Annotated in this window: 27 protein-coding genes, 1 pseudogene and 1 other annotated feature; of the genes and pseudogenes, 10 read left to right on the forward strand and 18 right to left on the reverse strand. The window is 53.4% G+C overall.

Features of this window, described 5'->3' with window-relative positions:
* Nucleotides 1-40: 40 nt before the first annotated feature.
* On the reverse strand, nucleotides 41-1501 hold the full coding sequence (cls, locus tag LQK91_RS04335; protein ID WP_003853919.1) for a cardiolipin synthase: 1461 nt from the start codon (nucleotides 1499-1501) through the stop codon (nucleotides 41-43).
* Between the two features lie 159 nt (nucleotides 1502-1660).
* Between cls and LQK91_RS04340 the strand changes: the two genes are divergently transcribed.
* The gene (locus tag LQK91_RS04340; protein WP_003853917.1) at nucleotides 1661-1834 is read left to right on the forward strand and encodes a YciY family protein; all 174 of its coding nucleotides are present in this window, start codon (nucleotides 1661-1663) and stop codon (nucleotides 1832-1834) included.
* Here LQK91_RS04340 and LQK91_RS04345 read toward each other — a convergent pair whose 3' ends face one another.
* On the reverse strand, nucleotides 1835-2152 hold the full coding sequence (locus LQK91_RS04345) for a hypothetical protein (protein WP_003853915.1): 318 nt from the start codon (nucleotides 2150-2152) through the stop codon (nucleotides 1835-1837). It abuts the gene before it with no gap.
* Nucleotides 2153-2504: 352 nt separating this feature from the next.
* On the opposite strand from LQK91_RS04345, the gene ycgZ reads away from it, so the two are divergent.
* On the forward strand, nucleotides 2505-2747 hold the full coding sequence (ycgZ, locus tag LQK91_RS04350) for a regulatory protein YcgZ (protein ID WP_105099130.1): 243 nt from the start codon (nucleotides 2505-2507) through the stop codon (nucleotides 2745-2747).
* Nucleotides 2748-2970: 223 nt separating this feature from the next.
* On the opposite strand, the gene LQK91_RS04355 is transcribed toward ycgZ, so the two are convergent.
* A complete protein-coding gene (locus LQK91_RS04355) occupies nucleotides 2971-3156 on the reverse strand; it encodes a hypothetical protein (protein WP_003853911.1) in 186 nt (61 codons plus the stop codon).
* 76 nt (nucleotides 3157-3232) lie between these two features.
* Nucleotides 3233-3529, reverse strand: a complete 297-nt coding sequence (locus LQK91_RS04360) for a YciI family protein (RefSeq protein ID WP_003853909.1) — start codon at nucleotides 3527-3529, stop codon at nucleotides 3233-3235.
* A 197-nt stretch (nucleotides 3530-3726) separates the two neighbouring features.
* Between LQK91_RS04360 and tonB the strand changes: the two genes are divergently transcribed.
* Complete coding sequence (gene tonB / locus LQK91_RS04365) at nucleotides 3727-4470, forward strand: TonB system transport protein TonB (protein WP_008925290.1); 744 nt, start codon at nucleotides 3727-3729, stop codon at nucleotides 4468-4470.
* A gap of 36 nt (nucleotides 4471-4506) precedes the next feature.
* Here tonB and yciA read toward each other — a convergent pair whose 3' ends face one another.
* From yciA to LQK91_RS04385, 4 genes are read right to left on the reverse strand one after another with little or no spacing between them, the layout of a single operon-like run.
* Nucleotides 4507-4929, reverse strand: coding sequence for an acyl-CoA thioester hydrolase YciA (yciA, locus tag LQK91_RS04370; protein ID WP_003853906.1), 423 nt, complete (start codon nucleotides 4927-4929; stop codon nucleotides 4507-4509).
* A gap of 59 nt (nucleotides 4930-4988) precedes the next feature.
* Nucleotides 4989-5528 carry a septation protein A gene (locus LQK91_RS04375; protein WP_003853904.1) on the reverse strand — a complete coding sequence of 180 codons (540 nt, stop codon included), beginning with the start codon at nucleotides 5526-5528 and terminating at the stop codon, nucleotides 4989-4991.
* A 51-nt stretch (nucleotides 5529-5579) separates the two neighbouring features.
* Nucleotides 5580-6314 (reverse strand): YciC family protein, encoded by a 735-nt coding sequence (locus tag LQK91_RS04380; RefSeq protein WP_003853901.1) that lies wholly within the window; start codon nucleotides 6312-6314, stop codon nucleotides 5580-5582.
* A gap of 27 nt (nucleotides 6315-6341) precedes the next feature.
* Nucleotides 6342-6758, reverse strand: coding sequence for a YkgJ family cysteine cluster protein (locus LQK91_RS04385; RefSeq protein WP_003853899.1), 417 nt, complete (start codon nucleotides 6756-6758; stop codon nucleotides 6342-6344).
* Nucleotides 6759-7008: 250 nt separating this feature from the next.
* Between LQK91_RS04385 and ompW the strand changes: the two genes are divergently transcribed.
* Nucleotides 7009-7644: an outer membrane protein OmpW gene (ompW, locus tag LQK91_RS04390; protein ID WP_181162201.1), complete on the forward strand. Its 636-nt coding sequence runs from the start codon at nucleotides 7009-7011 to the stop codon at nucleotides 7642-7644.
* Nucleotides 7645-7692: 48 nt separating this feature from the next.
* On the opposite strand, the gene LQK91_RS04395 is transcribed toward ompW, so the two are convergent.
* The 6 genes and pseudogenes from LQK91_RS04395 to LQK91_RS04420 all read right to left on the reverse strand — a co-directional run bounded on the left by LQK91_RS04395 (nucleotide 7693) and on the right by LQK91_RS04420 (nucleotide 14719).
* A complete protein-coding gene (locus LQK91_RS04395; RefSeq protein WP_003853895.1) occupies nucleotides 7693-8007 on the reverse strand; it encodes a BON domain-containing protein in 315 nt (104 codons plus the stop codon).
* A 149-nt stretch (nucleotides 8008-8156) separates the two neighbouring features.
* Nucleotides 8157-8960: a tryptophan synthase subunit alpha gene (gene trpA / locus LQK91_RS04400; RefSeq protein ID WP_078804458.1), complete on the reverse strand. Its 804-nt coding sequence runs from the start codon at nucleotides 8958-8960 to the stop codon at nucleotides 8157-8159.
* Entirely contained in the window at nucleotides 8960-10150 is a 1191-nt protein-coding gene (trpB, locus tag LQK91_RS04405) for a tryptophan synthase subunit beta (protein ID WP_105099131.1), read from the reverse strand. Before trpB ends, trpA begins: the two co-directional genes overlap by 1 nt.
* Nucleotides 10151-10195: 45 nt before the next feature.
* Nucleotides 10196-11557: a bifunctional indole-3-glycerol-phosphate synthase TrpC/phosphoribosylanthranilate isomerase TrpF gene (gene trpCF / locus LQK91_RS04410; protein WP_008925286.1), complete on the reverse strand. Its 1362-nt coding sequence runs from the start codon at nucleotides 11555-11557 to the stop codon at nucleotides 10196-10198.
* 2 nt (nucleotides 11558-11559) lie between these two features.
* Nucleotides 11560-13154: pseudogene (gene trpD, locus LQK91_RS04415) on the reverse strand (bifunctional anthranilate synthase glutamate amidotransferase component TrpG/anthranilate phosphoribosyltransferase TrpD).
* On the reverse strand, nucleotides 13154-14719 hold the full coding sequence (locus LQK91_RS04420) for an anthranilate synthase component 1 (RefSeq protein WP_105099132.1): 1566 nt from the start codon (nucleotides 14717-14719) through the stop codon (nucleotides 13154-13156). Before LQK91_RS04420 ends, trpD begins: the two are co-directional and overlap by 1 nt.
* Nucleotides 14720-14742: 23 nt before the next feature.
* Nucleotides 14743-14844, reverse strand: a sequence feature (Trp leader region).
* Nucleotides 14845-14997: 153 nt separating this feature from the next.
* Between LQK91_RS04420 and rnm the strand changes: the two genes are divergently transcribed.
* Nucleotides 14998-15876, forward strand: coding sequence for an RNase RNM (gene rnm / locus LQK91_RS04425; protein WP_105099133.1), 879 nt, complete (start codon nucleotides 14998-15000; stop codon nucleotides 15874-15876).
* Nucleotides 15877-15894: 18 nt separating this feature from the next.
* Nucleotides 15895-16515 carry an L-threonylcarbamoyladenylate synthase gene (locus LQK91_RS04430; RefSeq protein ID WP_003853883.1) on the forward strand — a complete coding sequence of 207 codons (621 nt, stop codon included), beginning with the start codon at nucleotides 15895-15897 and terminating at the stop codon, nucleotides 16513-16515.
* Nucleotides 16516-16527: 12 nt separating this feature from the next.
* Here LQK91_RS04430 and LQK91_RS04435 read toward each other — a convergent pair whose 3' ends face one another.
* Nucleotides 16528-17175, reverse strand: a complete 648-nt coding sequence (locus LQK91_RS04435) for a hypothetical protein (RefSeq protein ID WP_008925283.1) — start codon at nucleotides 17173-17175, stop codon at nucleotides 16528-16530.
* Between the two features lie 780 nt (nucleotides 17176-17955).
* On the opposite strand from LQK91_RS04435, the gene rluB reads away from it, so the two are divergent.
* A complete protein-coding gene (gene rluB / locus LQK91_RS04440; protein WP_003853880.1) occupies nucleotides 17956-18846 on the forward strand; it encodes a 23S rRNA pseudouridine(2605) synthase RluB in 891 nt (296 codons plus the stop codon).
* A gap of 54 nt (nucleotides 18847-18900) precedes the next feature.
* On the opposite strand, the gene cobO is transcribed toward rluB, so the two are convergent.
* Both cobO and LQK91_RS04450 read right to left on the reverse strand, forming a co-directional pair.
* On the reverse strand, nucleotides 18901-19491 hold the full coding sequence (cobO, locus tag LQK91_RS04445; RefSeq protein WP_003853878.1) for a cob(I)yrinic acid a,c-diamide adenosyltransferase: 591 nt from the start codon (nucleotides 19489-19491) through the stop codon (nucleotides 18901-18903).
* Complete coding sequence (locus tag LQK91_RS04450) at nucleotides 19491-20252, reverse strand: YciK family oxidoreductase (RefSeq protein ID WP_003853876.1); 762 nt, start codon at nucleotides 20250-20252, stop codon at nucleotides 19491-19493. The genes cobO and LQK91_RS04450 overlap by 1 nt, the downstream gene beginning before the upstream one ends.
* A 173-nt stretch (nucleotides 20253-20425) precedes the next feature.
* On the opposite strand from LQK91_RS04450, the gene sohB reads away from it, so the two are divergent.
* Nucleotides 20426-21472: a protease SohB gene (gene sohB / locus LQK91_RS04455; RefSeq protein WP_003853872.1), complete on the forward strand. Its 1047-nt coding sequence runs from the start codon at nucleotides 20426-20428 to the stop codon at nucleotides 21470-21472.
* 47 nt (nucleotides 21473-21519) lie between these two features.
* Here the strand turns inward: sohB and LQK91_RS04460 are convergent, their stop codons facing one another.
* Nucleotides 21520-21768, reverse strand: a complete 249-nt coding sequence (locus LQK91_RS04460) for a YciN family protein (RefSeq protein WP_003853871.1) — start codon at nucleotides 21766-21768, stop codon at nucleotides 21520-21522.
* Nucleotides 21769-22138: 370 nt separating this feature from the next.
* On the opposite strand from LQK91_RS04460, the gene topA reads away from it, so the two are divergent.
* Together topA and cysB are read left to right on the forward strand one after the other, a co-directional pair.
* Nucleotides 22139-24763 (forward strand): type I DNA topoisomerase, encoded by a 2625-nt coding sequence (gene topA / locus LQK91_RS04465; RefSeq protein WP_105099134.1) that lies wholly within the window; start codon nucleotides 22139-22141, stop codon nucleotides 24761-24763.
* Nucleotides 24764-24945: 182 nt separating this feature from the next.
* Complete coding sequence (cysB, locus tag LQK91_RS04470; protein ID WP_003853865.1) at nucleotides 24946-25920, forward strand: HTH-type transcriptional regulator CysB; 975 nt, start codon at nucleotides 24946-24948, stop codon at nucleotides 25918-25920.
* Nucleotides 25921-25996: the final 76 nt, after the last annotated feature.

Below are 25996 nucleotides of genomic sequence, written 5' to 3' on the forward strand. Positions count from 1 at the left end.
GTCCTGTCGGCCTGCGGCCATTTACACAATCTGGCTCGTTTTACAGTAAAGGGCTGAAGAAGTAAAACAGTCGTTCGACGATGCGCTGCCACCACGCACGTTTTGCCCAGCGCTTGCCATCCAGCAGGCGGGAACGGGCGATATAATCATCCTGCACACAGGCGAGATCGCTGCCAAAACCGGCATCATCGACCACCAGCGTCACTTCAAAATTGAGCCATAAACTGCGCATATCCAGGTTCACGGTGCCCACCAGGCTCAGCTGTCCATCGACCAGCACGCTTTTAGTGTGCAGCAGACCATCTTCAAACTGATAGATTTTCACGCCCGCTTCCAGCATCTCGCTGAAGAAGGAGCGGCTGGCCCAGCCGACCAGCAGCGAGTCGTTATGACGCGGCACAATCACGCTGACATTAACGCCACGCTGTGCGGCCGTACAGATAGCATGCAGCAGGTCGTCGCTCGGCACTAAGTAAGGAGTCGTCATGATCAGCTGCTCACGCGCTGAATAGACCGCGGTCAGCAGCGCCTGATGAATCATATCTTCCGGGAAGCCAGGACCGGAGGCGATGACCTGCACCGTGTGGCCGCTCTCCTGTTCAAACGGCATGATGTTGCGATCGGGCGGCGGCGGCAGAATGCGCTTACCGGTCTCAATCTCCCAGTCGCAGCTGAAAACAATGCCCATCGCGGTCGCTACCGGACCTTCCATACGCGCCATCAGGTCAATCCACTGGCCTACGCCCGCGCTTTGTTTAAAGAAGCGCGGATCGACCAGGTTCATGCTGCCGGTATAGGCGATGTAATTATCAATCAGAACGATTTTTCGATGCTGGCGGAGATCCATTCGTCGCAGGAAGACGCGCAGCAGGCTAACCTGCAACGCCTCTACGACATCGATCCCGGCATTGCGCATCATGCCCACCCAGGGACTGCGGAAAAAGTCGACGCTGCCCGCTGAGTCGAGCAGCAGTCGGCAGTGAACGCCACGGCGCGAGGCCGCCATCAGCGATTCTGCGACTTCATCTGCCAGCCCACCGGGATGCCAGATATAAAAAACCATCTCTATGTTGTGGCGTGCCAGTTGAATATCACGAATCAGCGCCTGCATAACATCGTCAGAGCTGGTAAGCAGCTGAAGCTGGTTTCCCTTGACCCCGGCAATGCCCTGGCGATGGTAACAAAGCTCGAAGAGCGAGCGAGCAACGTCACTGTGTTCAGTGGCAAAAATTTCACGGCACTGTTTCAGGTCACTGAGCCAGCGGGCGGTAGACGGCCACATGGTGCGCGCACGCTCCGCACGACGTTTACCCAGATGCAGTTCGCCAAACGAAAGATAAGCGATTATGCCTACCAGTGGCAGAATATAGATAACCAGAAGCCATGCCATGGCGGATGTTACCGCACGTCTTTTCATTAATACGCGCAGCGTCACCCCGGCTATGAGCAGCCAGTAACCAAATACCAGTAACCAGCTGATCAGGGTGTAAAAAGTGGTCATAAAGTGGACGTCCCGTTCGCGCTTTCGTCCGGCAAGTTTACGTGCAGAAGCCGGTTAACGAAACCCTTAATCCAGGACATCATCGATGAAGGATCCGATTTGGCATTGCCGCAAAGATCTCTATAATGCCCCGGCATAGATGACGTCAGTGAGGAAGTGATGAAACGAAGCAGAAATGAAGTGGCGCGCTGGAGAATGTTACGTCAGGTGCATCGCCGTCGTTCACGCTGGCTGGAAGGGCAGTCGCGACGCTATAAACGCATCCACTGCATCCGCCATCAACTGGCCCAGCAGCAGCGTCGCTCGATTCTGTTTATTACGCAGATAATATAATCAGGCTTCCAGAAACCCTAATTCATCCATCACTCGTCGCGCCATGGAATGTTCCTGTCGTGACGCTCCCCGATCGGTGACTTCACGCATCAGACAATCCACTACGCTGCCCAGCGATGTGGGTCTGCGATAACCCACACGGTCATACCATTCAAAAGACCATTTATCAGACTTACGCTGATAATAAACGGTCAGCCACGCTGAGCAGTTGGCCGGATAACCACTCAGAACTTCAATTTTTGGATCGGCAATAGCCTGAATCCGTGATAACAGCGGATCAAACAGCGTAATAGTCTGGCGAGTGTAGGTTTTATTCATAATGAGCCCGCGACGATACTGCGCATCCCTTCGAGGTCAGAGGTGTAATTAATCAGTAATAAATGTAGACAGCCCTTCTGAATAATTCCTCTTTAAAGCTAAAAAAATGATGTTCAGATCATAATTAGCCGAACAACAGCGCGTAGCGGTCAGGATACCAGAAGAAGAGGTGATGAATGACAGGAAACCTGTACAACTTTACATTTATTCAAGCTACTGAAATTTATGATTTTATTTTTTTAAATGTACAAATCAGCGATTTTTTTACCTAAATACCTGTACAACTAAGGCCTGGTTGTATAGCTTTACCGCATCGGTTAGTAACTTTTAATGAATCCTATGAGGGTCAACCATGCAGACTAACGTTCGTATTCCCGCTTCAGTATCTGATATCTCAGCTTATTTGCACAGTGCTGCGCAGCCTTCCCAGCAGGCCATTCTTGGATCTGTTGTGACAGAAATTATCAGTTCTGGCCGTAGCCTGAATCGTAAAGCTATCTGCTCAAAACTTATCAGCCGTTTACAACATGTCGACAACCCGGAAGAAGAGCAGCACTACCATGCATTAATTAGCCTGATCCTGGACCGGAGTTAATCGCGCGCCGATATTGTGTCAGCAAGAGATGTGTAAAGCAGAGTGCAGGCGAATCTCACTACGCGATCGAATTCAGTCAGTCAGGGGCAACGCCTTTATTAATTGTGGTCCTGCATAAACGCCACGGTATTAAATTGGGTTGCCTTATGATTATCTCGCAACACAGTTAAGGTTAAAGCGTTAATCAATTATTCTGTGAACCAGATGCATTGCTAAGTGAACATTATCCCGGAAGACGCTGCGCCGTCATCATCAGCGTAACGTTGACCAGTTGCAGGGCGGCCGCCAGCACAATCAGCATGACAATCCACTGTTTTTTATTACGCCACCCCTGGGTGCGCCAGAGATAAACTGCACCGCCAATCAGCAGCGTGATAATTGCCAGCAGTCCCATAATGATTATCTGCATCTTTCCTCCTTCAATGATAAAAACAAAAATGGCTTCTGTGCCAGGCACAGAAGCCATTTTGACTGCATGTTCTCTATCAGAAGACGCGTTTGAATGGTTTAACCGAGACCTGTTTGTAGACGCCTGCGGCAAAATAAGGGTCATCCTGCGCCCAGGATTGTGCGGCTTCTAATGATGGAAACTCAGCAATCACCGTTGAGCCGGTAAAGCCCGCCACGCCCGGATCGTTACTGTCAACTGCAGGCATCGGCCCTGCAATGATCAGGCGTCCCTCTTCCTGCAGCAGTTTAAGCCGCGCCAGATGGGCGGGGCGAACGGCGTTACGTTTTTCCAGTGACTCTGCAGTATCTTCTGCATAAATGACGTAAAGCACTAAGGAACTCCTGGTTATCCGAATTTTGCAACACGTTAAGGGATTGACGATTAGAGTGCAAACGAAACCTGTAGAGGGTGAATCGCTCAGCATAAAGGGCTAAAAAGCGCTTTTCTTCAGAGAGGATGGCGGGAGTTATTGAAACTGATTGCTATTTGCATTTAAAATCGCTGCTTCATTCAATCGCCGCGACTGTTATGACCACGCTGACTATGCCATTACCTAAACGCACGCCTGTCTCCATGTTGTTGTCTGTAGCTTTGCATGGCGCTGTGATTGCCGGAATTCTGTATATGTCATTCCAGCAGGTGAGTGAGGTGCCTAAGGCGTCGCAGCCTATCAGCGTGACGATGGTCGCGCCGGAGGTCCAGCCCGAGCCTGCACCGGCCATCGTGCAGCCGCCTGCGCCGCAGCCAGAACCCCAGCCAGAACCCGAACCGCAGCCTGTACCGGAGCCGCCGAAAGCAGAGCCGGTGCCGATCCCTAAACCTGAACCAAAGCCCAAACCTAAACCCAAACCGGAGCACAAGCGGGAGCAGCCCAAACGCGAGGTGAAGCCGCGTCGGGAGACCAAACCGCAGGCTGACCCCTTTAAGCAGGATGTTCCGGCGACCCAGAACAAACCTGCTGCAGCGCCAAAAGCAACGCCGTCACCCACGGCATCGGCCTCAACCGGTCCCAAAGCCCTGGCCGTTACCAAACCAGGTTATCCGCCGCGTGCTCTGGCACTGCGGATAGAAGGGCGCGTTCGGGTAAAATTCGATGTGGACAGCGACGGACGGGTGGATAATATCCAGATCCTCTCTGCACAGCCGAGCAATATGTTTGAGCGGACCGTCAAACAGGCGATGAAAAACTGGCGCTACGAGAAAGAGAAGCCAGGACAGGGGCTGACGATGAATATCGTTTTCAAAATCAATGGCGGTGCCAGTATTGAGTAAGGCGCCGGGTCAGGCTCAGATTGCCTGACCCGTCAGTTATCCTGCAGGCTGCTGATTGGCGCGGCCGGCTGGCAGAGGACGTGAATTCCCCTCATTGTCGACTGCCACATAGATAAATACCGCTTCCGTTGCACAGTAGGTTTGACCAATCGGCTCAGATGACACTTTTTTGATCCACACTTCCACGTTAATCGTCATGGAACTGTTACCGGTACGGAGACAGCTCGCATGGCAACTCACCACATCGCCCACCGCGACAGGCTTCATGAATGACATACCGTCAACGCGCACGGTAACCACACGTCCTTCAGCGATCTCTTTTGCCAGGATAGCGCCGCCCATATCCATCTGTGACATCAGCCAGCCACCAAAAATATCGCCGTTGGCGTTGGTGTCTGCCGGCATGGCGAGCGTTCGCAGCACCATTTCGCCTTGCGGTAATTTATGTTTTTCGCCCATTGCTTCCACTTTTTATGCAGGTAAATGCTAAAAAAATGCCCGGCGAGCCGGGCAGATGATTATTTTTGTTCCTGCTGCGGCATCTGTCGCCAGATGTAAAGCCCGCTAAGCAGGGTAAACAGTAAGGTCAGACCCGAGAGACCGAACACTTTAAAGTTAACCCAAAACGCCTGAGATAACCAAAAGGCAACATAGATGTTGACCAGGCCGCAGATCAGGAAGAACAGCGCCCAGGCGACATTGAGCCTGCGCCAGACCGCATCAGGCAGTTGCAGCTCTTTACCCAGCATGCGCTGAATCAGCGTCTGCTCCATAAACCACTGACTGTAGAGCAGGGCGGCGGCAAACAGGCTGTAGATCACCGTGACTTTCCACTTAATGAACTCATCGTTGTGGAACACCAGCGTCAGGGTGCCAAAAACGGCCACCAGCACAAAGGTGAAAATCGTCATCTTTTCCAGCTTGCGATAAAGCACCCAGCTGACCACCAGGGCCAGACCGGTTGCCACAATCAGGGCGCCCGAGGCGACAAAAATGTCATAAAGCTTATAAAAGATGAAAAAGACCACCAGGGGGAGAAAGTCGAGTAGCTGCTTCATAGTTTTTCCATTCAGAGTTGGCTTCAAATGCGCCCGAAGGCACACCGTCAATCAACGTAACAGCATATAGAGCCGATAGAGGTAGATAATCAACATTGCTGAAACCACATTGCCTGCCGCAGTGAAAATTACCGAGGAAACATTCAGCGGGAGTACCGTCAGCGAAGAGAAAAACAGCATCACTATTACTTTGGCCAGCAGCCAGAGCAGTATTGCGGGGGCAATCAGCTTCACATTCTTCCAGGCCATCCGCATACTGGCGCGCATCGCGGCAAAGACACCCATCTTCTCACTGGCGACCATCACGGGCGCCAGCGACAGCAGAATCGTCAGCAGAATGCCTGGCACCACCAGCACCATAAAGCCCAGTTGCGCCACCAGCGTCATCAGGAAGGTCAGGAGCAGCAGCTTTGGCAACAGCGGCGCTGACGCACCAATCGCCCGCAGCGCACTGACACGCTGGCCTGAGGAGACCATCGGGATCAGATAGAGCATGCCGCCAAGCAGCAGCGTATTCCCCATCAGCGCCGCAAAGGTGCTGGCCGCCGAGGCACGCAGCAGCACCTGCTGCTGTTCCGGTGACATATTCTGCACCATCTCAAACAACGAACTGGCACTGTCATCGCCCTGTTGCAGGATGGCCATCTGATCGGCACCTGGTGTCAGCACATGCACCAGCATGACAGTGACAAAAGCGGCCAGCAGCGACATCAACAACACTGTAGAGAGTTGATGCCGCGCAAAATTTCCTGTGTCACGGTATAACGAGCTTGCCGTGATAGACATGTACACTCCTTGAAGGAACCGGGTTAATTAACCCGGCGATTGTACATGTTCTGGCAGCTCCGGGGCACCCGGCAGGGCATAACTTTCTGTCATAACAGGTAAAGATGGCGAAAAAAGGGCAGGAAGACCATAACGGGCGCGGGCACGATCGCAGGCTTCATTATGAATACCTCCTTCACCGGACAAAGTGAATTCCCGACAGGGCGCAGGACGCTGTTCATAGATGCCGCAAGAGACACAGCCGCCAATTTCGCCCTGTAAAGCAACGCAGCGGGGTGCTGCACGGTTAGTGCCACGCATATTACGCATGAACAGGTTAAGCGGTTCGGTTAATTCGGTCGGCACCAGGCCGCCCGCATCATCGGCTTCAGCCCAGTAAAATGAGACACGGAAATGGGCGCAGCAGGCGCCACAGCTGACACAAGGGTTGGAAAGCTCACTCATTTGATCATCCGCCCCTCCCAGGGCATCGAACCAAAATCAACAATGAAGATAAGCAACATAGAGCGGGCAAAATTATTCAGCAAGGGGAATTTGGCTGTGGCCGCCGCAGTTGAAATTGATCTAAATCAATCCATTGTTTTTTAAACACTTTATCTGAATGTTACAGAGTGCAATTTTCTCTGAATCACGTTAAATAATTGCCAGCTAAAAAGCGATGACAGTCGCTACATTCACATTAAGCAAAGGAGTGATGATGAAACTGGCAAAATGCGCGATGCTGCTGGCGCTGGCTCTTCCCCAGCTGGCAATGGCACACGAAGCGGGCGACTTCTTTATGCGGGCCGGCAGTGCCACCGTCCGTCCTACCGAAGGTTCCGATAATGTGTTGGGGATGGGGTCTTTCAGCGCTTCCAACGACACGCAACTGGGTCTGACCTTTACCTATATGGCAACGGATAACATTGGCGTCGAGCTACTGGCGGCCACGCCATTCCGCCATAAAGTGGGTCTTGGTCCGACCGGCACGCTGGCTACCGTGCGCCAGTTACCACCCACGCTGATGGCGCAGTACTACTTTTTTGACAGCAAAAGTAAAGTGCGTCCTTATATCGGCGTAGGTATCAACTACACCACCTTCTACGATGCCGATTTCAATCAGACGGGCCGCGATGCGGGACTGACCGATCTCAGCGTAAAAGATTCCTGGGGTATGGCAGGTCAGGTTGGTCTGGATTATCAGATTAACCGTGACTGGATGCTGAACGCGTCGTTGTGGTACATGGATATTGACACGGAAGTGAAGTTTAAAGCGGGTGGCGAACAGCAGAACATCAATATGCGTATCGATCCCTGGGTCTTCTTCTTCGGAGCGGGTTACCGTTTCTGATGAGAAAAAGGCCGCTGAATCAGCGGCCTTTTTGTGTCGGTTAAGACGTTATTTGATCTGCATGTTGTTGACGACTGACTTCACGCCCGGCACGCTGCGCGTGACCTGTACGGCACGATTAGCCATCTGTGGTGATGAAACAAAGCCGCTCAGCTGAACTTTACCTTTAAAGGTTTCTACGTTGATTTCAGTTGATTTCAGCGACTCATCTTTCAGCAGCTCACCTTTAACTTTCGTGGTCACCACGGTGTCATCAATATAGCCACCGGTTCCCTCTTTGGTTGCGGTTGGCGCACAGGCGCTCAGTGTCAGCGCAACCACGCCCGCCAGTACAGCACCTGTCAGCAGTTTAACGAATTTCATTGCCTTCTCTCCCTGTCACAAAATGGATGCGACGTTACCGTAACGGCGCATTGTCATTGTGGTGCAGATTTTGCAAAAAGGGCAAATAGCGAAATGAAAAAAAAGGAAACAAATCATGCCTTATCGTGGGATAAGGCATGCTGGCAGGATTAACGGCTGGCGGCTTTGAGGCGGCTGACGAAATTTTTCAGTTCGCTCAGCATCACTTCAGGTTCTGCATGATGCTTTTCAATGATTTTGACAATCGCAGAACCGGAGATCGCACCTGCGGCGCCGGAAGCAATCGCTTCTTTCACCTGTTCAGGCTCTGAAATCCCAAAGCCCTGCAGCGGTGGTGCCGCGTGGTATTCGCGCAGCTTGTCGATCAGATGCTTCAGCGGCAGGCTGGCGCGATTTTCGGCCCCCGTGACACCGGCGCGTGACAGCAGGTAGGTATAACCCCGGCCGTGCGACGCAATCTCGCGCAGCAGGTCATCGCTGGCGTTAGGCGGACAAATAAAGATAGGGGCAACGCCGTGACGCAGAGCCGCCTGGCGGAAAGGCGCTGACTCTTCAACCGGGACATCCGCCACCAGAACCGAATCGACACCCGCTTCGGCACAACGGGCATAAAACGCATCCACGCCGTTAGTGAAGACCAGATTGGCGTACATAAGTAATCCAATCGGCAAATCCGGGTATTTCCGGCGGATAGTCGCCAGCATTTCAAAACACTGGCTGGTGTTGGTGCCCGCCGCAAAGGCGCGCAATGTTGCGTTCTGAATGGTCGGCCCATCCGCCAGCGGATCGGAGAAGGGAATGCCCAGCTCCAGCGCATCCGCGCCACCTTCAACGAGGGCGTCAATCACGCGCAGTGAAAGCTCAGGAGAAGGGTCGCCCAGCGTCACAAAAGGAACGAAAGCCCCTTCGTTGTTCGCTGACAGACGGGTAAAAAGTTGATTGTAACGTTCCATCAGATTTCTCCCTGCGCTGTCAAAATATCATGAACGGTGAAAATATCTTTGTCGCCACGGCCAGAGAGGTTAACGACAATCAACTGCTCTTTTTCCGGTTCGGCGTGAATCATCTTCATAGCGTGCGCCAGGGCGTGAGAGGATTCCAGCGCCGGAATGATACCTTCCGCACGACACAGCTGTTTAAACGCGTCCATTGCTTCGTTATCGGTAATGGAGACATATTCTGCACGACCGATGCTGTTCAGGTGCGCATGCTGCGGACCAACTGAAGGGAAGTCGAGACCGGCAGAAATCGAGTAAGACTCTTCAATCTGGCCATCATGCGTTTGCATCATCGGTGATTTCATTCCGAAGTAGATACCGACGCGGCCGTGCTTAAGCGGTGCGCCATGCTCGCCGGTCTCAATGCCGTGGCCGGCAGGCTCAACGCCAATCAGCTTCACGCCGGGTTCGTCGATAAAGTCGGCAAACATCCCGATAGCGTTGGAGCCGCCACCCACACAGGCGAGGATGGCGTCTGGCAGACGGCCCTCTCTTTCCAGAATCTGCTTTTTAGTCTCTTCGCCGATCATGCGCTGGAACTCACGCACAATGGTCGGGAAGGGATGCGGACCCGCCGCGGTGCCGAGCATGTAGTGAGAGGTCTCGTAGCTGCCAGACCAGTCGCGCAGCGCTTCGTTACAGGCATCTTTGAGCGTGGCGGAGCCGCTGTGAACCGGGATTACTTCTGCGCCCATCAGACGCATACGGAACACGTTAGGTGACTGACGCTCGACATCTTTCGCACCCATATAGATGCGGCATTTCATGCCCAGCAGCGCACAGGCTAGCGCGGAAGCCACACCATGCTGACCGGCCCCGGTTTCGGCAATGATTTCGTTTTTGCCCATGCGTTTGGCTAACAGCGCCTGACCCAGCACCTGGTTGGTTTTGTGCGCGCCACCATGCAGCAGATCTTCACGCTTCAGGTAGAGGCGGGTTTTCGTGCCTTTTGTCAGGTTTTTGCACAGCGTCAGGGCAGTAGGACGACCCGCATAGTTCTTCAGCAGGTCGGTAAATTCGGCCTGAAACTCAGGATCTTGCTGGGCGTCGACAAACGCCTGTTCCAGCTGCTGCAGAGCGGGCATCAGGATCTGCGGAACATACATTCCGCCAAACTCGCCAAAATAGGGATTCAGTAACGTCATTTTTATCTTCCTTTCTCGGGCCCGCTGTGGAGCAGGCCAGGCAAATCAGTAGGCACGCAGTGTCTGAAACACAGCGGCAATTTTACGGGCATCTTTGATGCCAGGCGCACTTTCCACGCCAGAGTTGAAGTCCAGTCCGGCACAGCCCAGCTGCGCGGCTTCAACACAGTTATCTGCGCTCAGGCCACCGGCCAGCAGCACATCGTTCAGCGTCTGACCCTGCAACAGCGACCAGTCGAAACGCTGTCCGGTGCCGCCATCGCCATTATCAAAGACATAGCGGTCAACATGGGGCCAGTCGCGCGCCGGTAACGTGCCTTCAATGCGCAGCGCCTTCCAGATTTGAATCTCTGCGGGCAGCACCGCACGCAGTTCGGCCACAAATTCCGGTGTCTCATTGCCATGTAACTGCACTGCGGACAGTGAAAGTTCGGTGGCATGCGTGACAATGTCACTAACTGAGTTGTTGCGGAATACGCCGACATAGCGCAGCGGCGCGGCAGCAATCACGGTATGTGCAGTGGCGGTGTCGATCTGGCGCGGTGAACCTTCAGCGAAAATCAGACCACCGTAGATCGCGCCAGCTTCATACGCAGCACGTGCATCTTCGTCACGGGTTAAGCCGCACACTTTATTGCTGCCCAGCGTGACGCGACGCACCGCGCCCGTCAGGTCAGCTTCTTCCATCAGGGCTGAGCCAATCAGGAAGCCATTCGCAAAGTGGCTCAGCTCGCGAATATCAGCGTAGCTGTTAATACCCGATTCGCTGATGACCGTCACGCCGTGCGACAGGCGTGGCGCCAGTTGGCGGGTACGGTTGAGATCAATAGAGAGGTCACGCAGGTCGCGGTTGTTAATTCCCACGACTTTAGCCTGCAGCGCGATAGCCCGCTCAAGCTCCTCTTCATTACTCACTTCCGTCAGAATGCCCATCTTCAGGCTGTGCGCCACGGCGGCCAGTTGACGATACTGCTCATCGTCAAGTACCGACAGCATCAGCAGGATCGCATCCGCCTGGTAGTAGCGGGCAAGATAGATCTGATAAGGGTCGATGATAAAATCTTTGCACAGCACAGGCTGGGTGATTGCAGCGCTGACAATCGGCAGAAAGGCGAAGTCGCCCTGAAAATATTTCTCATCAGTCAGCACGGACACCGCGGAAGCGTAATGGCGGTAAACCCCGGCAATGGCGGCCGGATCGAAATCCTCGCGAATCACGCCTTTTGAGGGTGACGCTTTTTTACACTCCAGGATAAACGCGGTTCTTGCGCCCTGCAGCGCGTCGTAGAAATGACGGCTGGCAGGTTCAATGCTGTTCTGAAAGGTGGAAAGAGGCTGCTGCTGCTGGCGGGCTTCAACCCAAATCGCTTTGTCCTGAACAATTTTTTCTAACACGGTGCCTTTCATGATTATCCTCTTGCTGCCAGTGCGACTACACGCTCATAAGCCTGTCCGCTGCGGATGGCGTTAAGCGCCTGCTGTGCGTTTTCACGCAGATCTTCCTGACCAAATACTTTAAGCAACATCGCCACGTTGACGGCGACCGCCTCCTCATGGGCCTGCTGGCCATTACCCTGGAGTAAAGCCGTCAGAATGTCACGATTTTCTTCCGGCGTGCCGCCCGCCAGCGCTTCTTTGGGATGGAAGCCAAAACCAAAGTCTTCTGGCGAAAGCTGATAGCGGGTGATTTCCCCTTCACGGAGTTCAGCCACGTGTGTCACATCGTGCAGCGCCACTTCATCCATGCCGCCACCGTGAACCACTGCGGCGCGCTGATAACCCAGCACTTTCAGCGTCTGGGCAATCGGCATCACCAGGTCCGGGCTATAAACACCGATTACTGCCAGTGGAGGGCGCGCCGGGTTGATCAGCGGACCTAACACATTAAATAGCGTACGGGTCTTCAGCTGCTGACGGACCGGCATCGCGTGGCGAAAGCCGGTGTGGTACTGGGGCGCAAACAGGAAGCAGACGTTCAGATCGTCCAGCGCCTGGCGCGCACGGTCAGCGGGCATATCAAGATTAATACCAAAAGCGGCCAGCAGATCCGACGAACCCGATTTACTGGAGACGCTGCGGTTGCCGTGCTTCGCGACTTTCAGACCGCAGGTCGCGGCCACAAAGGCGCTGGCCGTCGAGATATTAATGCTGTTACTGCCATCTCCACCGGTGCCCACGATATCGGCAAACGCGTAATCCGGGCGGGGAAAAGGTTTGGCATCTTCCAGCAACGCCGTGGCGGCTCCGGCGATCTCTTCCGGCGTTTCACCGCGTACTTTCATGGCAACCAGCGCGGCAGCAAGCTGCGTGGGCTCCAGCTGTCCGGTAATAATGGCGCTGAACAGCGCATGACTTTCAGCCTGATTCAGCGTCTGCGCCTGGTAAAGTTTTTCCAGTGTCTGTTGCATCGTTATTCTCCCTGTTACTTCGCCAGCGCCCAGGCCAGCGTCTGTTCAAGCAGACGCGCGCCCTGAGAAGTCAAAATCGATTCTGGATGGAACTGGAAACCGCAGACGCGATCGGCTTCATGGCGAACGGCCATGACCATCCCGTTGTAACTGGCGTTGACCGTCAGCTCATCCGGCGTGTTGCTGCCCACCAGCGAGTGATAGCGCGCCACCGGCAGTGGATTACTCAGGCCGTTAAACATGGCTTCGCCGTCATGCACGATGGAAGAGGCTTTGCCGTGCAGGATCTCGCCTGCCTGACCCACATGGCCGCCATAGGCTTCGACAATTGCCTGATGTCCCAGACAGATACCGATAATTGGCAGACGACCGCGCAGCACCCGCAGCAGCGCCGGCATACAGCCAGCATCTTTTGGTGCACCGGGGCCGGGGGAGAGCATCAGCACCGGATTTTCCATCCGCTGCAGCTGTTCAATTAACAGTTCAGCGGGAAGATTGTTGCGATAAATCACCACGTTGTGACCAAAGGTCCGCAGCTGATCAACCAGGTTATAGGTAAATGAGTCGATGTTATCGAGCAGCAGAATATCGGCCATCAGAAGATCTCCTTGCAGTGATGGGCAGTTGCAATAGCGCGCAGTACGGCGCGGGCTTTATTGCGGCTTTCATCCGCTTCAGCCTGCGGATTAGAGTCCAGCACCACACCGGCGCCCGCCTGCACGGTGGCAACGCCGTCTTCGACATAGGCCGAACGAATAACGATACAGGTATCGAGATCGCCCTGGGCAGTGAAGTAACCCACCGCGCCGCCATAGCTGCCGCGACGCGTGCGTTCAGCACCGGCAATCAGCTGCATGGCACGAACCTTCGGTGCACCACTTAGCGTGCCCATGTTCATACAGGCGCGATAGGCGTGCAGGACGTCGAGGTCGGCGCGCAGCGTGCCCACGACGCGGGAAACCAGATGCATCACAAAGGAATAGCGGTCGACTTTGGTCAGATCAGCGACATAACGGCTGCCGGGCACGCAGATACGCGCCAGATCGTTACGCGCCAGATCCACCAGCATCAGATGTTCAGCCAGCTCTTTATGGTCGGTGCGCATCTCCAGTTCAATGCGGCTGTCGAGATCGCGGTCCAGTGAACCATCTTCATGGCGGCCACGTGGACGGGTACCGGCAATCGGGTAGATCTCAATCTGACGCGAGGTGGCGTCATACTTCAGCGAGCTTTCAGGCGACGCGCCAAACAGGGAGAAATCCTGATCCTGCATGAAAAACATGTACGGGCTTGGGTTGCTGTTTTTCAGCGTGTCGTAGGCGGCCAGCGGTGACGGGCACGGCAGCGAGAAGCGGCGCGACGGCACGACCTGGAAAATCTCGCCGATGCGAATCGCCTGCTGCATGGTGCGAACCACGTCGCAGTACTCTTCATCACTCTGGCTGGTCGTCAGCGACATCTGCTCTACCGTCTGAACCGGCAGGGCCGGAGCAGGCTGCAGCATCTGACCATGGAGCTGCTCAATGCGACGTTGCAGGCGCTGGAATTCGCTGGTGGACGGGCAGAACAGGCTGGCCTGCAGACGCGCGCTGCGGGTCTGGTGATCGATCACCAGTAAGGTCTCTGCCAGGTAAAAACAGTAGTCGGGGCAGCGTTGCTGATTATCCAGCTCCGGCAGGGTTTCAAACCCTGCGACCAGGTCGTAAGCAAACAAGCCTCCCAGCAGAACGGCTTCACGTTCGTCGGCAGAGGAGTTAACCAGCTGTGGAATAAGACGCAGTGCATCAAACACCGACAGGGCCTTAAGGCGGGAATCTTCATCCTGCTGATGATCGGTGCTCTGCGGGAAAGTCAGCTCGCGTCCATCGGGACGGACCTGATTGCTGACGGAGGCGGGCAGCGCCTCATCCAGCAGTGGCAGCACGGCGCGGCCATTTTCTGACAGCGCCTGAACGGTAACCGTATTACCCATGGCGCTGATACGCAGCGCGCTGTCGACAATCAGCAGGCTTTTCAAATTGCGCTTGCTGTCGATGTCAGCAGATTCGAGCAGCAGGGTTGCCGGACGTGCGCCGCACAGCTGATGAAACACTGCGGCCGGATCTTCGCGGTAGGGCGCGTTGCCGGTAATCAACTTCACTGTAGGTTTCGCATTTGGCATGATGATTTCTCTGAATTTCGCTCAAAAAAAAGCCCGCTCGGTGGCGGGCTCAGGTATTAGCACAGCGTTTACGCAAAGTGTGCACGACCCAGTCGCCCGTATTCGGGAACATCGCGCCAACCGTTTAAATGCGTGATTACAACAGCCATGATTCAATACCCGTTACGTGTGAACTTGTGTACTAGTTAACGGGTTCGGCGCGGAAAAGTCAATAGCCTTTTTCACTGAGCATTAAAATCGTTATCATGCTGGCCGGTTTAGTATTAGCAGGAGTTCTTTTGAGCGATATCGCCCGTTTCCCGGTTTACGATTTACACAGTCACACGCGTGCCTCCGATGGCTTTCTGACGCCAGCTGCGCTGGTGCAGCGAGCTGTAGAGATGCGCGTCGGCGTACTGGCGATCACCGATCACGACAGCGTTGCAGGTGTAGAAGAAGCGCAGCAAACGGCACTCGACCAGGATTTACCGATAAAGGTGCTGGCAGGTGCAGAGATCTCCACACTCTGGGAGAACCATGAGATTCACATCGTGGGCCTGAACATTGATATCCACCATCCGGCGATGGTGACCTTTCTGGCCGGACAACATGCGTGCCGTCGGATACGGGCCGAAGAGATCGGTGAACGACTGGCCAGGGCGCGTATTCCGGATGCGCTGGCGGGAGCGATGCGACTGGCAGATGGCGGCATCATTACCCGTGGTCACTTTGCCCGCTTTCTGATTGAGCAGGGCAAAGCTGAGAACATGGTGCAGGTATTCAAAAATTATCTGGCGCGTGGCAAAACCGGCTACGTGCCGCCACAATGGTGTACAATTAAACAAGCTATTGATGCGATTCATTATTCTGGTGGTTGTGCCGTGCTGGCGCATCCTGGCCGTTACGGTTTATCGGCAAAGTGGCTTAAACGACTGGTCGCCCATTTCCGCGAAGCGGGGGGCGATGCGATGGAAGTCGCACAGTGCCAGCAGCCACCTAATGAGCGCACGACACTGGCGCAATACGCCAGAGATAATGAACTGGCCGCATCACAAGGTTCTGATTTTCATCAACCCTGCCCGTGGATTGAGTTGGGCCGCAAACTCTGGCTGCCCGCGGCGGTTGAGCCGGTCTGGGAACGCTTCCCGGATCTCGCTCCCAGCCTGGCAATCACGTAAAGGTGACACGAGGTTTTTATGAGTCAATTGTTTCACATTCATCCGGATAACCCACAGCCGCGCCTGATTAATCAGGCGGTCGACTACCTGAACAAAGGCAGCGTCATCGTCTATCCGACCGATTCCGGCTATGCGCTGGGCTGTCGGCTGGAAGAGAAGGGCGCGATGGAGCGCATTTGCCGTATCCGTCAGCTCGATGGGCACCACAACTTCACCCTGATGTGCCGTGACCTCTCAGAACTGTCGGTTTATTCGCAGGTGGGCAACTCCGCCTTTCGTCTGCTGAAAAACAACACGCCGGGTAACTACACCTTTATTCTTAAGGCGACCAAAGAAGTGCCGCGTCGCCTGATGAATGAGAAGCGTAAGACCATTGGTCTGCGCGTGCCTTCCAATCCAGTCGCACTGGCGCTGCTGGAAGCCCTGAATCAGCCGATGATGTCGACCTCATTAATCCTGCCGGGCAACGATTTCACCGAGTCCGATCCGGAAGAGATTCAGCACAGCATTGGTAAGCTGGTCGATCTGATCATTGACGGCGGCACGCTGGGACAGCAGCCGACCACGGTGGTCGATCTGACCACCGATGCACCGGAAATTGTGCGTGAAGGGGTGGGCGATACCCGCCCGTTCCTGTAATTAAGTCGGGCTTCAGACACCGCGGGTCGGTGTCTGAGCCAGATTCGACTCTAGCCAGCTCTTAAACTGGCCGTAAGGAATATAAAGTGACACATCTTTCAGGATCACTTTGTTATTACGACCATTCTTAATCGAATCAGAATAGCCAACAATAACGCCGCTTAGCGTATCATCACGGTTGTAAACGCCGCCGCCCGACATTCCCTGAACCACGCCTGCGTTAGACGCCATGGCGATACACGGGCTTTTATTCCAGTTATTCCTGATAGCCGTGCGGGCTAAATTAACCCCTGTCGATTCAACGGGCATCGCGGAAATAAAGCTGTAGCCATACATTTTAACGGGATCGCCGATGTCACCGCTGCGGAATTTAGCCAGCGTGTTAGCATCATTCTTGTGATAAATAATCGCAAGGTCGCAATAAGGGTGATATGACTTCACGCGCTGTACGGCAGTTTTAGCAACGTGCGCAGCGGTGAGGCTATATTCAGGCGTCAGAGGTATGCTGGTGCCCAGTGTGCCGAGACCGAGGATCGTCGGAATGCCCGTCACGCTCATATCTACGTGCTGCATCGCCGTGCGACTGTACTCAGTATGGCCCACAGAGCAACCGCTCAGGACCAGTGCAGCAAGCACCGGGCACAGAAACAGGTTTCTCATAATGGTTTTCTTTATTCAGGCATGTCGGAAAATCCCTGGTGAAGATTTGTGACATGCAAGCAAGGTTCATCACTGAACCGTATTAACGCAACAACTCCGGATGCGCCGGTTTATTGGATTAATTAAAAAACGCTATTTTTATTAACGTATGGCATAACCACACGCTGATGTTGCAAAAACGCTTTATCGCGTTTTTATGTTTTTTTATTGTACTGCTGAGATTAAGTGTACCATCTTAATAGTATCGTACAATTTATTAAAGTTAATAAAAAACAAATATCACGGAAAATAAGGTTTTAAATAAATCTCCCTTAGGAATCAACTGCCTTTTTTATATCGACCAATCGCTTGTCATGGATAAAATCAAACAGGCAGTTTTTTACACTAGCACTGGCGCTTTTTGCAGAGCATCAAAAGCACGAGCCCAGCAAAAGAAGCTTAAGGTAGTGTTAAGGTTTTTATCATCAGAACATTGTTTTGCCTGGAAATGAATGCTTAAGAAATATAATTACGCTCAGCTATAAAGTTTTTGATGTCTGCGTTTTATTAAACATTTTTTCTTATGATAAAGGGTGATGTTATTTAAATGTAAATTAAAGATTATCAGATATAAAACAATCAGAAACCAAACTATTATTAAGCCATTGCTCTGCTCATAAAGCACGTTACATCAGCGTTAAATGCCTGTATAATGTGGCAAACTTACTAAGTTAACCTGTTGATTTAGAAAGGATTATCACCCAATCATGACGCCTGGGAAGGCGACAAAGAGGAAGCTCAATGAGCGAAAAGTTACAGAAAGTCTTAGCGCGTGCCGGTCATGGCTCGCGTCGTGAAATCGAATCAATGATAGCTGCTGGCCGTGTCAGCGTTGACGGCAAGATCGCCACACTGGGCGACCGCGTCGAAAGCAGCAAATCCCTGAAAATCCGTATTGATGGCCATCTGGTATCGATTGCTGAATCCGCAACCGAAGTATGCCGTGTGCTGGCTTACTACAAACCGGAAGGCGAACTCTGTACCCGCAGCGATCCTGAAGGCCGCCCAACGGTGTTTGACCGCCTGCCTCGTCTGCGTGGTTCACGCTGGATTGCCGTTGGCCGTCTGGATGTGAACACCTGTGGTCTGATGCTCTTCACCACCGACGGTGAACTGGCGAACCGCCTGATGCATCCGAGCCGTGAAGTGGAACGTGAATATGCAGTGCGCGTCTTTGGCCAGGTCGACGATGATAAAATTCGTCAGCTGAGTAAAGGTGTTCAGCTGGAAGATGGCCCGGCTGCGTTTAAAACGCTTAAGTTTGGCGGCGGGGAAGGGATCAACCAGTGGTATAACGTCACCCTCACCGAAGGACGTAATCGTGAAGTACGTCGTTTGTGGGAAGCGGTCGGCGTGCAGGTCAGTCGTCTGATGCGTGTCCGCTACGGCGATATCACCTTACCAAAAGGCCTGCCACGTGGTGGCTGGACTGAACTGGATCTGCCAGCGGTAAACTACCTGCGTAACCTGGTTGAGCTGGATGATGAAACCGTCACTAAGCTGGTGGTCGAAAAAGATCGTCGTCGTACCAAGGCGAACCAGATTCGTCGTGCCGTGAAACGGCACACTAAAGTGAGCAGCACACCTCGTGCGCCACGCCGCAATCCGGGCAGCAAACGTAACTCCGGTTAATAGCGTTGCCTGAATGCTAAAAACGCAGCCCCGTGGCTGCGTTTTCTTTTTCTGTTACCAGTCAATTCCCTGCTGAGCCTGTATACCGGCATCAAATGCGTGTTTCACTGGCCGCATCTCCGTTACCGTATCTGCCATCTCCGTCAGGCTGCGATGACAGCCTCGTCCGGTAATAATCACGCTCTGATGTGCCGGGCGCTGTTGCAGGGTGGTGATCAGATCGTCCAGCGGCAGATAATCCATGCTGACCATATAGGTGATTTCATCGAGCACCACCAGATCGATCTGCTCATCGGCCAGCATCCGCTTTGCATGCTGCCACACAGCCAGACAGGCGGCGGTATCCGTTTCGCGGTTCTGCGTGTCCCACGTAAACCCGGTTGCCATCACCTGAAACTCCACACCGTGCTGTTCCAGCAGGTTTCGCTCGCCATTCGGCCAGTCACCTTTAATAAACTGGATCGCTGCTGCTCGCTTGCCATGTCCGGTGGCGCGAAGTGCTGTGCCAAAGGCTGCCGTGGTTTTGCCTTTGCCATTGCCGGTGAACACCATCAGAATGCCACGAACCTCAGTGGCCGCTGCAATGCGCGCATCGACCTGCTCTTTTAAACGTTGCTGACGTTGTTGATGACGATCGTCAGCCATTATTCCGCGGCTCCCGGTTTTCTGCCCGGCTGTGCATCAAAGCTGATACCGGTTTTGCGTCGGCTGTCATCACCCATCAGATAAAGGTAGAGCGGCATCAGATCGGCAGGGGTTTTCAGCTTATTAGCATCTTCCTGCGGGAAAGCACTGGCGCGCATTTTGGTGCGCGTGCCGCCCGGATTGATACAGTTTACCCGCAGCGAGTGCGTCTTATATTCATCAGCCAGTACCTGCATCATCCCTTCGGTAGCAAATTTAGAGACGGCATAAGCGCCCCAGCCCGCGCGACCCGTACGGCCAACGCTGGAGGTGGTAAAGACCAGTGAACCGGCATCCGATTTTAACAGCAGCGGTAACAGTGCCTGGGTCAGGAAGAAGGTCGCATCCAGATTGATATTCATCACCTCCTGCCAGATCTGTGGGTCCAGTTCCGCCAGCGGCACAATCTCACCCAGGATACCGGCGTTGTGCAGCACGCCGTCAAGACGCGGAAACTGCTGAGCCAGTTGCTCTCCAATCTGATGGCAACGTTCCGGCGTCGCATCGGCCAGATCGAACACCACAGTGTGAGCAGGGCATTGATTAAGTTGATTGATAGCCTGTGCGACCTGCTGAAGCTTATCAGCGTTACGGCCCATCAGGATCACTTCAGCGCCATAACGGGCGTAAGTCAGCGCCGCCTCCCGGCCAATACCATCGGAAGCACCCGTGACCAGGATAATACGGTGATTGAGCAGGTCGCTTTTCGGTTGATAGTGCACAGCGGGATCCTCCAGCGAAAACAGCATGATTCCGCTTTATGCCTGAATTTACGAATGGGCGCAATCGCCAACCTGCGCATTCTGTGCCGGCTGCTGGCATTTCAGGCGACGGAGCAGGGCAAAACGGCTAAACTGGCGAACTGTTTTTGATTCTCTGTAACTAAGGCGACCTGATGGATTTTATTTCAACGTATGGACTGTTTTTAGCGAAAGCGGTGACACTGGTGGTTGCCGTCGCCGCGATCGTCATGATTATTATGAATGCTGCGCTGCGCAAGCGGGCACAAAATGGTCAGCTTCGCCTGACGCATCTGGGTGATGACTATCAGCAGATGAAAGAGGATTTGCAGCTGGCAAAAATGAAACCCCAGGCGCAAAAAGTCTGGCTGAAAAACCATAAAAAAAGCGAAAAGCTGAAAGCGAAAGCGGAAAAACAGGCGGCGAAGCAGGGGCAAACTGACAGCGTCAAACCCACCCTTTATGTGCTCGATTTTAAAGGCAGCATGGATGCCGGTGAGGTGACCTCACTGCGTGAAGAGATATCAGCAGTACTGGCCGTAAAACAGCCCGGCGATGAAGTGCTGTTGCGTCTTGAAAGTCCGGGCGGCGTGGTACATGGCTATGGCCTGGCGGCCTCGCAGCTGCAGCGTCTGCGCGATCAGGGACTGCGTATTACGGCAGCCGTGGATAAAGTGGCGGCCTCCGGCGGATACATGATGGCCTGCGTAGCTGACCGCATCGTGGCAGCACCGTTCTCAATCATTGGCTCAATTGGTGTGGTTGCGCAAATTCCTAACTTCAACCGCCTGCTGAAACGTAACGATATCGATGTTGAGCTGCATACCGCCGGACAATATAAGCGTACGCTGACGCTCTTCGGTGAAAACACCGAAGAAGGGCGTGAGAAGTTCCAGGAAGATCTTGACGAAACACACCTGTTATTTAAACAGTTCGTTCACCAGATGCGCCCGTCACTCGATATCGATAAGGTTGCAACCGGTGAACACTGGTATGGCCGTCAGGCGCTGAATCTGGGGCTGATTGACGAAATTGGCACCAGCGATGATTTGATCATTCGTCAGATGGATCAGTTCAACGTTCTTGGCGTGCATTATGCCCGTCGCCGTAAAATGATGGACCGCTTTACCCAGAGTGCCGGTTCGGTGGCCGAGCGGCTGTTGCTGAAACTCTGGCAGCGTGGTGAAAAGCCATTGCTCTGATGCGAAACCCGGCCTGTGCCGGGTTTTTTATTTCAGGTGCGGGTGTTTTATTCCAGGTGATAGCGCGGCGACAGCACCACTGCAAGGTGTTTAAAGACGTTAAACACGGCGGTGGTTTTCGCGGTCGGCAGTCCGTCCGCGTCAAGAAAAAACGGTCCGCGAAAGACCAGTACATCGGCCTGCTGAGTCACCTCGTCCGCCTGCATGCCTGCTAAATAATCGTCATGCTCTTTGATCAGCGTATTGGCCTTTTCCAGCAACGCCTGGCGGGAAATAGCCTGTGTCGTTCTCTCCATTTATTCGTTCCTTTTTGACAGCACCCAAATCCTTTCTATATTACTGGCGTGCCAGACGGTATGACAAATCGGTCTGAACGATGAAATCTGGCGTAAGTTCAGGCTGAGTGCTAATTAGGTTGCGTAACAGATTTTATCAGGTAGAGTGTGGGCGATTCCGATTTCAGGGATTTTGCACCGGGATGTGTGAAGAGTTCAGATGGAAAAAGTATGCCTTATCATGCAGTTGCATTACACCGCATCATCTGTTCTGAGATTGACCCCTCCGCCTTGAAATGTTAAACAGGCGCAGCAATATTGAACCCGATGGGTTTTTGGGCATCCAATCCTCTCCCGTTAAGCAGGATGTTTTCATTAGGTAAAGGTAAATATGGGTAAAGCACTCGTTATTGTTGAGTCCCCGGCAAAGGCTAAAACAATCAATAAATATCTGGGCAATGACTACGTGGTTAAATCCAGCGTCGGTCATATCCGGGATCTGCCGACCAGTGGTTCAACCGCAAAGAAGAGTGCTGACGCCTCGACTGAAAAGAAAGCCAAAGACGCTGCGACTGACAAGAAAGTCAAAAAAGTAAAAAAAGATGAGAAAGCCGCACTCGTCAGCCGCATGGGTGTTGACCCCTATCACGGCTGGGAAGCGGATTATCAGATTCTGCCCGGCAAAGAGAAAGTGGTTGCGGAACTGAAGGCATTAGCCGCCAATGCTGACCACATCTATCTCGCAACCGACCTTGACCGCGAAGGGGAAGCCATTGCCTGGCACCTGCGGGAAGTGATCGGGGGTGATGACTCACGCTTTAGCCGCGTGGTATTTAACGAAATTACGAAGAATGCGATTCGTCAGGCGTTTGAAAAGCCGGGCGAACTGAATATTGACAGGGTTAATGCTCAACAGGCGCGTCGTTTCATGGACCGCGTGGTGGGTTATATGGTCTCACCACTGCTGTGGAAAAAGATCGCCCGTGGTCTTTCTGCCGGACGTGTTCAATCCGTTGCCGTGCGTCTGGTCGTGGAGCGTGAGCGAGAAATTAAAGCCTTTGTGCCTGAAGAGTACTGGGAAGTTAATGCCGCGCTAAGCACGCCGAAAGGTGATGAGCTGTCGATGGATGTGACGCACAAAGGCGATAAAGCCTTCCGTCCGGTCAATCGCGATGAAACCTACGCCGCCGTCGCGCTGCTCGAAAAAGCGCGTTATGAGATCGTCGATCGTGAAGATAAGCCGACCAGCAGTAAGCCGGGCGCGCCCTATATCACCTCAACGCTGCAGCAGGCTGCCAGTACCCGTCTTGGCTTTGGTGTTAAGAAAACCATGATGATGGCCCAGCGCCTGTACGAAGCGGGTCACATTACTTACATGCGTACCGATTCAACCAACCTGAGTCAGGATGCGGTCGCCATGGCACGGGGTTATATCGAAAGCAATTTCGGTAAAAAATATCTGCCTGACAATCCTGTGACTTACGCCAGCAAAGAAAACTCCCAGGAAGCGCATGAAGCGATTCGTCCTTCTGATGTGGACGTGGTGGCGGAACAGCTGAAAGATATGGAAGCGGATGCACAGAAACTCTATCAGCTTATCTGGCGTCAGTTTGTTGCCTGTCAGATGACACCGGCAAAATATGATTCCAGCACCATCACCGCCGCCGCGGGTGAGTTCAGACTCAAAGCAAAAGGGCGTATTCTGCGTTTCGACGGCTGGACCAAAGTGATGCCAGCGCTGCGCAAGAATGATGAAGATCGTACGTTGCCTGCGGTCAGTGTGGGGGATGTTCTGGACCTTAAAGCACTGCAGCCGGGTCAACACTTCACCAAGCCACCGGCGCGCTTCAGCGAAGCATCCCTGGTGCGCGAGCTTGAGAAACGCGGAATTGGCCGTCCATCAACCTACGCAGCCATTACCTCGACCATTCAGGATCGTGGCTATGTGAGGGTGGAAAACCGCCGTTTCTATGCGGAAAAAATGGGTGAAATCGTTACCGATCGTCTGGAAGAGAACTTCCGCGAACTGATGAATTACGATTTCACCGCCCGCATGGAGAGCAACCTTGACCAGGTTGCCAATAACGAGGCGCAATGGAAAGCGGTGCTCGACCACTTCTTCAGCGACTTTACTCAGCAGCTTGAACTGGCTGAGAAAGATCCTGAAGAGGGTGGCATGCAGCCAAACCAGATGGTGCTGACCTCAATCGGGTGTCCGACCTGTAGCCGTCAGATGGGAATTCGCACCGCCAGTACCGGCGTCTTCCTGGGCTGTTCTGGCTACGCGCTGCCGCCTAAAGAACGCTGCAAACAGACCATCAACCTGATTCCGGAAAATGAAGTTCTCAATATTCTGGAAGGGGATGATGCTGAAACCAACGCACTGCGTGCCCGTCGCCGCTGCCAGAAGTGTGGCACAGCCATGGACAGCTATCTGATCGATAACGAACGTAAACTGCATGTCTGTGGTAATAACCCGGAGTGTGATGGTTACGAAATCGAGAAGGGTGAGTTCCGCATCAAAGGCTATGACGGCCCGATAGTGGAGTGTGAGAAGTGTGGTTCTGAGATGCACCTGAAGATGGGACGCTTTGGGAAGTACATGGCGTGTACCAATGAAGAGTGCAAAAACACCCGTAAGATTTTGCGTAGTGGTGAGGTTGCTCCACCGAAAGAAGATCCGGTTCCACTGCCAGAGCTGGCGTGTGAGAAGTCCGATGCTTACTTCGTGTTGCGAGACGGCGCAGCGGGCGTTTTCCTTGCAGCCAACACCTTCCCGAAATCACGCGAAACGCGTGCGCCGCTGGTGGAAGAGCTTCAGCGCTTTAAAGATCGTCTGCCTGAAAAGCTGAAATATCTGGCCGACGCGCCAGCAGCCGATCCGGAAGGTAACAAAGCGATGGTGCGCTTTAGCCGTAAAACCAAACAGCAGTATGTTTCCTCTGAAAAAGAGGGCAAAGCAACAGGCTGGTCCGCCTTCTATATAGACGGTAAATGGCAGGTCGCGAAGAAGTAATCCACTCAGGCCAGCGCTCGCTGGCCTTTTTCTGAGCCTTATATCAATCCGTTCTACTCTTTAACGTAAACTGATATAGTTGTTATAGCATTTCCGACCTTTCCTGATGCATAGCATTTTCTACCCTAGCGACTATACGTCAACCGGGGATGCGACTCTGTAACTTACCGGATGGAACAGATATGAAATTACAGCAGTTGCGCTATATCGTCGAAGTGGTAAACCATAATCTCAATGTCTCTTCGACAGCGGAAGGCCTCTACACCTCTCAGCCTGGCATCAGCAAACAGGTTCGCATGCTGGAAGATGAACTGGGCGTGCAAATCTTTGCCCGCAGCGGGAAACATCTCACCCAGGTCACGCCGGCAGGTGAAGAGATCATTCGTATAGCGCGTGAAGTGCTCTCAAAAGTGGATGCGATCAAATCGGTGGCGGGTGAGCATACCTGGCCGGATAAAGGCTCGCTCTATGTGGCGACCACTCACACTCAGGCTCGCTATGCGCTGCCTGGCGTGATCAAAGGCTTTATTGAGCGTTATCCGCGTGTCTCACTCCACATGCATCAGGGTTCCCCGACTCAGATTGCCGAAGCGGTCTCCAAGGGCAATGCGGATTTTGCGATTGCCACCGAGGCACTGCATCTCTATGACGATTTAATCATGCTGCCTTGCTACCACTGGAACCGGGCGATTGTCGTCACCGCTGACCATCCGCTGGCGGGGAAAGGCCAGGTGACCATTGAGGAGCTGGCTGAGTATCCTCTGGTCACTTACACCTTCGGCTTTACCGGGCGTTCTGAACTGGATACGGCCTTTAATCGCGCAGGATTAACGCCACGCATTGTTTTCACCGCCACTGACGCAGACGTCATCAAAACTTATGTTCGCCTGGGCCTGGGCGTAGGGGTTATTGCCAGCATGGCGGTAGACCCGGTGGCCGATCCTGACCTTATTCGTATTGAAGCCGCTGACATCTTTACCAACAGCACCACAAAAATTGGCTTCCGCCGAAGTACCTTCCTGCGTAGTTATATGTATGATTTTATACAACGTTTTGCGCCACATTTGACGCGCGACGTGGTGGACACAGCGGTAGCCTTACGCTCAAACGAGGATATTGAGGCGATGTTTAAAGATATCAAACTGCCGTTTAAATAGAGTTTACGCGCTTCACTTAAACTTAAGGCTGCCAGGTGCAGCCTTTTTTGTTTCCAGGCTTTAGCGCCAAATGAGA

The sequence above is a fragment of the Pantoea sp. MHSD4 genome (assembly GCF_021043305.1).
GTDB lineage: Bacteria > Pseudomonadota > Gammaproteobacteria > Enterobacterales > Enterobacteriaceae > Pantoea > Pantoea eucalypti.

Bases quoted from the DNA above. Each gene is read 5' to 3' on its own strand.
- trpCF (WP_008925286.1), bottom strand. From the start codon at position 11,557: ATGAAAGGCACCGTGTTAGAAAAAATTGTTCAGGACAAAGCGATTTGG.
- LQK91_RS04460 (WP_003853871.1), bottom strand. From the start codon at position 21,768: ATGGAGAGAACGACACAGGCTATTTCCCGCCAGGCGTTGCTGGAAAAG.
- LQK91_RS04385 (WP_003853899.1), bottom strand. From the start codon at position 6,758: ATGAGTGAGCTTTCCAACCCTTGTGTCAGCTGTGGCGCCTGCTGCGCC.
- LQK91_RS04375 (WP_003853904.1), bottom strand. From the start codon at position 5,528: ATGAAGCAGCTACTCGACTTTCTCCCCCTGGTGGTCTTTTTCATCTTT.
- sohB (WP_003853872.1), top strand. From the start codon at position 20,426: ATGGATTTTATTTCAACGTATGGACTGTTTTTAGCGAAAGCGGTGACA.
- ompW (WP_181162201.1), top strand. From the start codon at position 7,009: ATGATGAAACTGGCAAAATGCGCGATGCTGCTGGCGCTGGCTCTTCCC.
- trpB (WP_105099131.1), bottom strand. From the start codon at position 10,150: ATGACGTTACTGAATCCCTATTTTGGCGAGTTTGGCGGAATGTATGTT.
- LQK91_RS04340 (WP_003853917.1), top strand. From the start codon at position 1,661: ATGAAACGAAGCAGAAATGAAGTGGCGCGCTGGAGAATGTTACGTCAG.
- cobO (WP_003853878.1), bottom strand. From the start codon at position 19,491: ATGGCTGACGATCGTCATCAACAACGTCAGCAACGTTTAAAAGAGCAG.
- cysB (WP_003853865.1), top strand. From the start codon at position 24,946: ATGAAATTACAGCAGTTGCGCTATATCGTCGAAGTGGTAAACCATAAT.
- yciA (WP_003853906.1), bottom strand. From the start codon at position 4,929: ATGGGCGAAAAACATAAATTACCGCAAGGCGAAATGGTGCTGCGAACG.
- LQK91_RS04435 (WP_008925283.1), bottom strand. From the start codon at position 17,175: ATGAGAAACCTGTTTCTGTGCCCGGTGCTTGCTGCACTGGTCCTGAGC.
- LQK91_RS04395 (WP_003853895.1), bottom strand. From the start codon at position 8,007: ATGAAATTCGTTAAACTGCTGACAGGTGCTGTACTGGCGGGCGTGGTT.
- topA (WP_105099134.1), top strand. From the start codon at position 22,139: ATGGGTAAAGCACTCGTTATTGTTGAGTCCCCGGCAAAGGCTAAAACA.
- LQK91_RS04430 (WP_003853883.1), top strand. From the start codon at position 15,895: ATGAGTCAATTGTTTCACATTCATCCGGATAACCCACAGCCGCGCCTG.
- trpA (WP_078804458.1), bottom strand. From the start codon at position 8,960: ATGGAACGTTACAATCAACTTTTTACCCGTCTGTCAGCGAACAACGAA.
- LQK91_RS04420 (WP_105099132.1), bottom strand. From the start codon at position 14,719: ATGCCAAATGCGAAACCTACAGTGAAGTTGATTACCGGCAACGCGCCC.
- rluB (WP_003853880.1), top strand. From the start codon at position 17,956: ATGAGCGAAAAGTTACAGAAAGTCTTAGCGCGTGCCGGTCATGGCTCG.
- ycgZ (WP_105099130.1), top strand. From the start codon at position 2,505: ATGCAGACTAACGTTCGTATTCCCGCTTCAGTATCTGATATCTCAGCT.
- LQK91_RS04355 (WP_003853911.1), bottom strand. From the start codon at position 3,156: ATGCAGATAATCATTATGGGACTGCTGGCAATTATCACGCTGCTGATT.
- LQK91_RS04345 (WP_003853915.1), bottom strand. From the start codon at position 2,152: ATGAATAAAACCTACACTCGCCAGACTATTACGCTGTTTGATCCGCTG.
- cls (WP_003853919.1), bottom strand. From the start codon at position 1,501: ATGACCACTTTTTACACCCTGATCAGCTGGTTACTGGTATTTGGTTAC.
- tonB (WP_008925290.1), top strand. From the start codon at position 3,727: ATGACCACGCTGACTATGCCATTACCTAAACGCACGCCTGTCTCCATG.
- LQK91_RS04380 (WP_003853901.1), bottom strand. From the start codon at position 6,314: ATGTCTATCACGGCAAGCTCGTTATACCGTGACACAGGAAATTTTGCG.